Source organism: Pseudomonas sp. 2995-1, assembly GCF_002742505.1.
In the GTDB taxonomy this organism is placed as follows: Bacteria; Pseudomonadota; Gammaproteobacteria; order Pseudomonadales; family Pseudomonadaceae; genus Aquipseudomonas; species Aquipseudomonas sivasensis.
The window spans coordinates 57,229-66,503 of the sequence record NZ_LJSA01000398.1; the positions used below are offsets into that span (position 1 = coordinate 57,229).

The 9,275-nt window shown below is 62.2% G+C and carries 6 protein-coding genes and 1 pseudogene; 5 read left to right on the forward strand and 2 right to left on the reverse strand.

What is annotated here, in order from left to right:
* The first annotated feature begins 50 nt into the window (after positions 1–50).
* From AOA61_RS21590 to fecE, 5 genes are all read left to right on the forward strand, one after another.
* Positions 51–2,456: a TonB-dependent receptor gene (locus AOA61_RS21590; RefSeq protein WP_095185600.1), complete on the forward strand. Its 2,406-nt coding sequence runs from the start codon at positions 51–53 to the stop codon at positions 2,454–2,456.
* 144 nt (positions 2,457–2,600) lie between these two features.
* A complete protein-coding gene (locus AOA61_RS21595; protein WP_163033183.1) occupies positions 2,601–3,515 on the forward strand; it encodes a Fe(3+) dicitrate ABC transporter substrate-binding protein in 915 nt (304 codons plus the stop codon).
* A 2-nt stretch (positions 3,516–3,517) separates the two neighbouring features.
* The gene (gene fecC / locus AOA61_RS21600) at positions 3,518–4,507 is read left to right on the forward strand and encodes an iron-dicitrate ABC transporter permease FecC (RefSeq protein WP_032886919.1); all 990 of its coding nucleotides are present in this window, start codon (positions 3,518–3,520) and stop codon (positions 4,505–4,507) included.
* On the forward strand, positions 4,504–5,472 hold the full coding sequence (locus AOA61_RS21605) for an iron chelate uptake ABC transporter family permease subunit (RefSeq protein WP_099602691.1): 969 nt from the start codon (positions 4,504–4,506) through the stop codon (positions 5,470–5,472). The genes fecC and AOA61_RS21605 overlap by 4 nt, the downstream gene beginning before the upstream one ends.
* Positions 5,473–5,476: 4 nt before the next feature.
* On the forward strand, positions 5,477–6,268 hold the full coding sequence (gene fecE, locus AOA61_RS21610) for a Fe(3+) dicitrate ABC transporter ATP-binding protein FecE (protein ID WP_099602692.1): 792 nt from the start codon (positions 5,477–5,479) through the stop codon (positions 6,266–6,268).
* A 1,023-nt stretch (positions 6,269–7,291) separates the two neighbouring features.
* Here the strand turns inward: fecE and AOA61_RS21615 are convergent.
* On the reverse strand, positions 7,292–8,221 hold the full coding sequence (locus AOA61_RS21615; protein WP_099602693.1) for a sulfonate ABC transporter substrate-binding protein: 930 nt from the start codon (positions 8,219–8,221) through the stop codon (positions 7,292–7,294).
* Positions 8,218–9,195 (reverse strand): annotated as a pseudogene (locus AOA61_RS21620) (LLM class flavin-dependent oxidoreductase); the annotation flags it as partial. The gene AOA61_RS21615 and the pseudogene AOA61_RS21620, both read right to left, overlap by 4 nt.
* Positions 9,196–9,275: the final 80 nt, after the last annotated feature.

A 9,275-nucleotide genomic window follows, 5' to 3' on the forward strand; every position in this document is an offset into this window, starting at 1 on the left:
CACCTCGCCTGTCATTCCAGGCAAGTGAACAAAATCGAGAGCTTCCTCCAATGTCCGCAGTCCTACCCTTGCGTTTGCGCCCGTTGCTCAAACTGAGCCTGATGCTGAGCCTCAGCGCCAGCCCATTGTTTGTGCCTACAAGCTTTGCCGAAGACGCCGCCGCGCGTCGCAGCTATCAGGTTCCTGCCGGCAGCCTGAGCGCAGCGTTGACCCGTTTTGCCGGGTTGTCGGGCGTCAACCTGTCAGTGGACCCCGCGCTGGTCAGCGGGCGCAGCAGCAGTGGTTTATCCGGCGAATACGGCGTGGAGGAGGGCTTCGCGCGCTTGCTGCAAGGCTCCGGCCTGCAACTGCAACCCATGGGCGAGCAGGCCTACATGTTGGTGCCGGCGCCGGACGGCAGCACCCTGGAACTGGCGCCGACCTCTATCCTCGGCACCACCGGCCTGTACGACGGCGATACTTACGCCGGTGGCCAAGTGGCGCGCCGTGGTTCCCAAGGTTTGCTAGGCACGCGGGACTTCATGGAAACACCGTTCAGCATGACCACCTACACCGCCGATGCGGTGAAGAATCAGCAGGCGCGCACCCTCGGCGACCTGATCAACAGCGACCCCTCGGTACGCGCCACCAACCCGGCCGGTGGGCGTTATGAGCAGTTCACCATTCGTGGCTTCAGCCTGTTCAACAGTGATGTGTCGTACAACGGCCTCTATGGCGTATTGCCGACCTACACCATCGACATGGAAATGGCCGACCGCGTCGACATCTTCAAAGGCCCGACCCAACTGATCAACGGCATCTCGCCGCGCGGCAGTGTGGGCGGCGGCATCAACGTGGTGCCTAAGCGCGCCACCGACAAGGACATCACCTCGTTTACCGGCACCTGGGCCTCGGATAGCCAAGCCGGTGGCGCGGTGGACGTGGGCCGGCGCTTTGGCGAGGACAACAAGTTCGGCCTGCGTTTCAACGGCGTGAAGCAGTCCGGCGACACCGAATGGGATCACCAGAGTGTCGACCGCGAGATGGCCGTGCTGGGCCTGGATTTCCGGGGCGAGCGCCTGCGGTTGTCCACCGATATTGGCCGCACCGAACGCGATACCGATGCGCCCCAGGAACGTGTGCAGGTAGCGGCCGCCGCGCCGGTACCGAGCGCCAACGATGTGCGCCGCAATTACGCGCAATCCTGGAGCAAGGCCCGCACCAAGGACACCTTCGGCACGGTGAATGCCGAATATGACCTGAGCGATTCGGTGATGCTCTACGGCGGTGTAGGCGCGCGTAAAAGTAATCACGAGTTCCTGCGCCATGCGGTGTCGGTGAGCAATGCGGCCGGTGACTTCCGCGTGCAGCCCCGGGATTTCACCCGTGATGAAAACGTGCGAACGGCCACGGCGGGTGTACGCAACTGGTTCCATACCGGGCCGGTGAGTCATGAGGTCAACCTGGCACTCAGCGACTTCTATATGGACTTCACCAACGGTGGCGCGCGTTATCCAGAAGGCACGAGCAATCTCTACAACCCTGTGCAAACCCCGACGCCGTCTACGGCCACGCGCCAGGATGCGAAGGTCTACACCGAAAACCGTTTCAGCGGCGTGGCCCTGTCTGACACCCTGGGCTTCTTCGAAGACCGCTTGTTGCTGACCCTTGGCGCGCGCTGGCAGCGGGTGAAAGTCGACGACTGGAGCGATGGGGTCAAAGGCAAAACCAACTACGACGAAGAAAAACTCTCGCCATCCGGTGGCTTGCTGTTCAAGGCCACCGACAAACTGTCGCTGTACGCCAACTACATGGAAGGCTTGAGCCAAGGCAAGATCGCGCCGTCCACGTCGCGCAACGAAAACGAGATCTTCCCGCCGTTTGTCAGTCGCCAGGTGGAAGTGGGCGCCAAGTACGACGCCGGTGCTTTCGGCGTGACGGCCGCCGTGTTCCGCATCAAGCAACCGGCCTACGAGACCAACGCCACGTCGAGGCTGTTCGGGCCTAACGGCAAGCGCGAAAACTCCGGTGCGGAACTGAGTGTGTTCGGCGAGCCGCTCAAGGGTGTGCGCCTGCTCGGCGGCGTGATGTACATCGACAGCAAACTCAAGGACACCACCAATGGCACCTACGACGGCAACCGCGCGCCGGCCACGCCCAAGTACAACGTCAACGTTGGCGCCGAGTGGGACGTGCCGATGCTCGAAGGCCTGACCCTGACCAGCCGTGGCATCCACTCCAGCTCGCAGTACCTGGACCAGTCCAACGTCAAGGAAATCGACGCCTGGAACCGTATCGACGTGGGTGCCCGCTATGGGTTCAAGGTCGACGACAAGCACATCACCCTGCGGGCGAATGTGGAGAACGTCGCCGATAAACGCTATTGGAGCTCGGCGGGTGCGTCGGATGACAGCGAGCCGGGGCTGACCCTGTCGACACCGCGCACCTATCTGCTCTCTGCCACCGTCGACTTCTAGACGCCGATCAAATGGGGGAGGGGCAAGTCCCCTCCCACAAATGAGAATGTTTTTTGATCACGCCGCGCTGATATGGAATAGTACCCGCCGTTTTCCCCAGCCGGTCCAGCCGGGGTGTTTTAACGCCGAGGTCCCTTCATGCAACTGTTGCGCTCCATCCCCATCCTTGCTGCCTGCCTGCTGGCGTTCTCTTCAAGCCTGTTAAGTGCTGCCCCCATCGATCTCAACGACGGCCAGCACGCTGTGCATCTGCCCGATGCGCCCAAGCGTGTGGTGGTGCTGGAGTTCTCCTTTCTCGATAGCCTCGCCGCCGTTGACGTGACCCCCGTCGGTGCAGCGGATGATGGCGACGCCAACCGCGTCTTGCCCCGTGTGCGCCAGGCCATCGGCCAGTGGACGTCAGTGGGCCTGCGTTCGCAGCCGAGTATCGAGGAAATCGCCCGGCTCAAGCCGGACTTGATCGTCGCCGACCTCAATCGCCATCAAGCGCTGTACAGCGACTTGGCCAGCATCGCGCCAACCTTGTTGCTGCCTTCGCGCGGTGAGGACTATGAGGGCAGCCTCAAGTCCGCCGAGCTGATCGGTAAGGCCTTGGGCAAAAGCCCGCAGATGGAAGCGCGCATCGCCCAGAACCGCGCGAACCTGACAAAAATTGCCCAACAGATTCCCGCCGGTGCCAGCGTGCTGTTCGGTGTCGCCCGCGAAGACAGCTTTTCGGTGCACGGCCCGGATTCGTACGCTGGCAGCGTGCTCCAAGCCATCGGCCTGAAAGTGCCTTCGGTGCGCGCCAATGCCGCCCCCACCGAATTCGTCAGCCTGGAACAACTGCTGGCCCTGGACCCCGGTTGGTTGCTGGTCGGCCATTACCGTCGCCCGAGCATCGTCGACACGTGGAGCAAGCAGCCACTCTGGCAAGTGCTCGGTGCCGTGCGTAACAAGCACGTGGCCGAAGTGGATGGCGACAGCTGGGCGCGCAACCGTGGCGTGCTCGCTTCGGAGCAGATCGCCGAAGACGCCTTGGCGATTCTCAAGGGCGGCAACGCCGTACTGAGCCAATAAACATGGCGCGTAGTCTCGCGGCGGCGGGCATTGTGCTGCTCGGCGCCGTGCTGTTCTGGTTGTCGTTGTACAGCTGGTCACCGTTCACCCTGACTGCGACAGATGCCTGGAATGGCTTGGTTCATCAAGGCGCTGTCGGCGGCAATATGGCCTATATCGTTGCCCAATTGCGGGTGCCGCGTGCGGTGTGTGCGGCGCTGGTGGGTGCTTGCCTGGGCCTGGCCGGGGCACTGATGCAAGGCATCACCCGTAACCGCCTGGCCTCGCCGTCGTTATTTGGCGTGACGGCGGGAGCGGCGTTGGGGCTGGCGTTGTTTTCGACAGGATTGGTTGCACCGCCGTTTGCCGGTGGCGCCTTGCTGATGACCTGCATCGGTGGCGCGTTGGCCTGGGTCACGGTGTTCAGCCTCGGTGGCGCCTGGTCGCCGACCACGGCCCAAGGTCGCTTGGTATTGGCCGGCGTGGCGGTGGCGGCGTTGTGCGCTGCCTTGACCCGGCTCACGGTGATTCTGGTGGAGGCTCAGGCGCAAAGCGTATTGAACTGGCTGGCCGGCTCCCTCGCCAATGTGGGCGCTGCCCAAGTGCAACTGCTGTGGCCGTGCACCTTGATCGGTGGCCTGTGGGCGCTGTGGTGTGCGCCACGCCTGAACCTGATCAACCTTGGCGAAGACGCCGCCCGCTCGTTGGGCGTGGGCATCGCCAGCCTGCGCTTGCAGGTGTTCATTGCCAGCCTGTTGCTGGTGGGCGCCAGTGTCTGCGCGGTGGGGCCGATTGGTTTTGTCGGCTTGATTGCGCCGAATATCCTGCGCCAGTTTCTCGGCAATGATTACCGCTGGCTGATCCCGCTGAGTGCGGCGCTGGGCGCGGTGATCGTGCTCGGCGCCGACCTGCTGAGCCGCGCCGTGGCCTTTCCGGTGGAAACCCCGGCCGGTGTAGTCACTGCGCTGATCGGCGCACCGTTCTTTCTGTTTCTTGCCAGGCGCGCCCTATGACCCGCCCACGTTTTCGCCTGTGGTTGCTGCTCGGCCTGTTGCTGCTGGCGACCTTCGTCAGCCTCAGCGCCGGCACGTTGTGGCTCAAGCCCGCGACCGTCTTCGATCGCCTGCTGGCCCATGACGCCCTCGACTTCGAAGTGTGGAACCACCGCCTGCCGCGCAGCCTGATCGCCATCCTCGCAGGCGCAGCCTTCGGCCTGGCCGGTGCGATCGTGCAAGGCGTGATCCGCAACCCGCTGGCCTCGCCGGAAATCCTCGGCGTGACCCAAGGCGCGGGGTTGGCGCTGACCGTGGCGATCATCAGTTGGCCGCACCTGCCGATTGCCTGGCTGCCGTTGGTGGCCTGCCTGGGCGGTGCCGGCGGCGCTTTGCTGCTGGCGTTGTACAACACCGGCGTGAGTTTTTCCGGTGTGCGCTTCGCGCTGTCCGGGGTGGCGATTGCGGTGACCTTGTCCAGCGTCACCGAGTTTCTGATCCTGTCCCATCCGCTGGATATCAACACCGCGCTGCTCGCGCTCACCGGCAGCCTGTGGAGCCGCAACTGGCACCATGTGGCGCTGGTGTTGCCGTTCCTGCTGCTGATCCCGGTGGGGCTATGCCTGGCCAAACCGCTGAACCTGATCGCCCTCGGTGATGAAGCGGCTCACAGCCTGGGGACCGCATTGAGTCGCACGCGCTGGCTGGCGATGGCGTGCGCGGTGCTGCTCACCAGCCTGGGCGTAGGCGTGATCGGACCGATTGGGTTTATCGGTCTGGTCGCGCCGCACATGGCGCGACGGCTGGTGGGCGGGCATCACCAGTACCTGCTGCCGGCGGCGATGCTGGTCGGCGCGCTGTTGCTGGTGCTGGCCGACACCCTCGGGCGCACGTTGATCGCGCCCAGCGAAATCCCCGCCGGGGTGCTGACGGCGGTGATTGGCGCACCGTATTTTCTTTGGTTGCTGGCACGGTTCAAGGGTTGATGACATGAGTATTCTCCAGGCCCGCGAGCTTGATATCGGCTACGGCGGCACACGCATCGTGCAGGGGCTTTCGTTTGTGCCACCGGTGGGAAAAGTCACCGCGCTGATCGGGCCCAACGGCTGCGGCAAGTCCACGTTGCTCAAGGCCTTTGCGCGCATTCTCAAACCTACGCAGGGTGAACTGACGCTCGACGGCCAGCCTTACAGCGCCTTGTCCGCCCGCCAGCTGGCACGGCAGATCGCGTTTCTGCCCCAGGTATTGCCGGTGCCGGAAGGCGTCAGCGTGCGCCAGTTGGTTGCCTACGGCCGCAGTCCTCACAACTCACTGTGGGGACGCCTCAGCGGCAGCGATCAATCCCAGGTAAACCAGGCCCTGCAGCGCCTGGAACTGGACAACCTGGCCGACCGCGCCCTGGCGGATCTGTCCGGTGGCCAGCGCCAACGCGCGTGGCTGGCGATGGTGCTGGCGCAGAACGCGCCGGTGGTATTGCTGGATGAACCGACGACCTATCTCGACATCAGTCATCAGGTCGAACTCATGGACTTGATGTGCGAACTGGCCGCCGAAGGCAAGACCGTGATCACCGTGCTCCACGACATCAACCAGGCGTGCCGCTATGCCGATCATTTGGCGGTGATGCACGGCGGTCATCTGGTCGCCGATGGCGCGCCGGGCCAGGTGATCAGTGCGCAGTTGATGCGGGAGGTGTTTGAGGTGCAGGTGCAGATCATCAATGAGCCGGTTTCTGGTACGCCGATGTGCGTCGTCGAAAAAAGCACCCGCACTCAAGCCTGACGCGTTAAAAATGTGGGAGGGGGCTTGCTCCCGATAGCGCTGAGGCAGTACAAGCTGTTCCAACTGAAGCACCGCCATCGGGAGCAAGCCCCCTCCCACATTTTGATCTTCAGGGGGGGCAGTTACTTAGCTTTATCTTTACGCATTCACGATCAACACATTGCCGGACTGGAATCCACTCAACTGTGGGAGGGAGCAAGCCCCCTCCCACATATTAATCTTCAGGGGGGCAGTTACTTAGCTTTATCTTTACGCATTCACGATCAACACATTACCGGATTGGAATCCACTCAACTGTGGGAGGGGGCTTGCTCCCGATGGCGGTGCAACAGTCAAAACATCAAATGACTGACACCCCGCCATCGGGAGCAAGCCCCCTCCCACATTTTGATCTTCAGGGGGTCAGTTACTTAGCTTTAACTTTACGCATTCACGATCAACACATTGCCGGACTGGAATCTACTCAACTGTGGGAGGGGGCTTGCTCCCGATGGCGGTGCAACAGTCAAAACATCAAGTGACTGACTCAGCGCTATCGGGAGCAAGTCCCCTCCCACATTTTGATCTTCAGGGGGGCAGTTACTTAGTTTTATCTTTACGCATTCACGATCAACACATTGCCGGACTGGAATCCACTCAACTGTGGGAGGGGGCTTGCTCCCGATAGCGGTGCAACAGTCAAAACATCAAGTGACTGACACACCGCCATCGGGAGCAAGCCCCCTCCCACATGTTGATCTTCAGGGGGGCAGTTACTTAGCTTTATCTTTACGCATTCACGATCAACACATTGCCGGACTGGAATCTACTCAACTGTGGGAGGGAGCAAGCCCCCTCCCACATGTTGATCTCCAAGGGGGCAGTTACTTAGCTTTAACTTTACGCATTCACGATCAACACATTGCCGGACTGGAATCCACTCAACTGTGGGAGGGGGCTTGCTCCCGATGGCGGTGCAACAGTCAAAACATCAAGTGACTGACACACCGCCATCGGGAGCAAACCCCCTCTCACATTTTGATTTCAGTGGACTTCGGATTTCCACACGGCCTGCTTCACCTCAATCGCCTTGGGCAACAACCGGTTCTGGAAAAACAAATCCGCCGTCGCTTGCTGCGCCTGAATAATCCCCTCATCAATCGGCAAAATCGGCGATGGCGGGCGGTTATCCATATAGCGGGCGATCACGTCACCGGGCAGGCCCATGAAGGCTGTCAGTACCTTCAAACTGTCCTCACGCTGGCTGCGGGTCAGTGCTTCGGCGTTGGTCAACTCACCCAGCAGATCATGGATAAATCCACCGTTGGCCTGGGCATATTCACGCCGCGCGGTGTACACCGGTCCCGACAACCCCAAGCCTTCACCATTGGCCAGCACATGGCTGGGGCTCTGGCTCAAGGCGAGGGACGAGTAGGGCTCCCAGATCGCCCAGGCATCCACGCTGCCTTGTTCGAACGCCGCGCGGGCATCGGCGGGCGGCAGGTACACCGGCTGGATGTCCTTGTAGCTAAGGCCCGCTTTGTTCAGCGCGCGCAGGATCAGGTTGTGGGAGCTGGAGCCTTTCTGGAAGGCAACTTTCTTGCCTTTCAAATCCGCCACCGAATGCAGTGGGCTGTCATTGCGCACCAGTATGGTTTCGGCGCTGGGCTTGGGCGGCTCGGCGCCGATATACACCAAGTCGGCGCCCGCCGCCTGGGCGAACAGCGGCGGGATGTCGCCGGTGGAGCCCACATCCAGTGCGCCCACGTTGAGCGCTTCAAGCATCTGCGGGCCGGCGGGGAATTCGATCCACTTCACATCCGTCTGCGGGAAGCGTTTTTCCAACAGACCATGTTCTTTGGCCAGGACCAGGGCGATGGAGCCTTTCTGGTAGCCGATGCGCAGGGTGTCCGGCTCGGCCGCCCACGCGGTTTGGGTCATCAGTAAGGCCAACAACAGTGTCGGGATCTTCATGCCGGAGTCTCCTTGAAGCGATTTTCCGGGCGCGCCAAACCGAGGTTTTCCCGCAAGGTCGTGCCGGTGTATTCGGTGCGCAACAGGCCACGCCGTTGCAGTTCAGGCACCACCCACTGGGCGAAATCCTGCAGCCCACCGGGCAGATGAGGCACCAGGATATTGAAACCATCCGCCGCGCCGTTTTCGAACCAGTTTTGCAGCTCATCGGCAATCTGCGCGGGCGTGCCGATCAGGCTGTAATGCCCGCGACCACCGGCGATGCGCCGGCCCAGCTGTCCCAGGGTCAACTGTTCGCGATGAGCCAAATCACTGAGCAATTGCTGACGGCTCCGTTGCCCGCTGTCGGTCAATGGCAGCTCCGGCAACGGCCCATCCAGTGGGTACCCTGACAGGTCGAAATTGCCCAGCATGCGCCCCAGCAAGGCAACGCCGACTTCGGGCTCCACGAGATCCTGGAATGCCTCGAATTTTGCCTGGGCCTCGGCCTCGGTGTGCCCGACCACCACAAACACGCCGGGCATGATTTTCAGCGAATCCGGCTGACGTCCATACCCGTCCAGGCGCCCTTTGAGATCAGCATAAAATGCCTGGGCATTGGCCAGCGAAGTCTGTGCGGTAAACACCACCTCGGCGGTCTGTGCCGCCAAATCGCGGCCCGTTTCCGAAGAGCCCGCCTGCACGATCACCGGCTGGCCTTGAGGCGAGCGCGCCACGTTCAGCGGGCCTTTGACCCGGAAGTGTTCGCCCACATGATCGAGCACATGCCGCTTCGTCGGCTCGTAGTAGGTGCCGCTGGCTTTGTCGCGCACGAAGGCGTCGTCTTCCCAGCTGTCCCAAAGGCCCGTCACCACCTTATGAAACTCGCGGGCGCGGCTGTAGCGCTCGGCATGGCCCACGTGTTCATCGCGGCCGAAATTTTGCGCCTCTGCAGCAGCGTCCGACGTCACCAGGTTCCAACCCGCCCGCCCCCCCCCCCAGGGGATCCCCGGGGGGGAATTTGCGCCCCCCATGGAAGGGGCCTTTTTGGGGGGGGGGGCCGCGGGGAACAACC